A 328-nucleotide genomic window follows, 5' to 3' on the forward strand; every position below is an offset into this window, starting at 1 on the left:
AACAACCGTGATTCCGGGAGTAGTGGCGAGCGAAACCGGATGAGGCCAAACCTACGACGTGTGAGACCCGGCAGGGGTTGCGTCGTGGGGGTTGTGGGATCTCTCTTCTGTCGTCTGCCGGCGGCAGGACGAGTCAGAAACCGTTGATGTAGGCGAAGGACATGCGAAAGGTCCGGCGTAGAGGGTAAGACCCCCGTAGTCGAAACGTCAGCGGCTCGTTTGAGAGACACCCAAGTAGCACGGGGCCCGAGAAATCCCGTGTGAATCTGGCGGGACCACCCGCTAAGCCTAAATATTCCCTGGTGACCGATAGCGGATAGTACCGTGA

At 58.8% G+C, this 328-nt stretch carries 1 rRNA gene; it reads left to right on the plus strand.

The features are described from left to right. Positions 1-328, plus strand: a 23S ribosomal RNA gene (locus IH68_RS0149075); the annotation flags it as partial.

The sequence above is a fragment of the Streptomyces sp. NRRL S-646 genome, from assembly GCF_000720765.1.
Classification (GTDB): domain Bacteria; phylum Actinomycetota; class Actinomycetes; order Streptomycetales; family Streptomycetaceae; genus Streptomyces.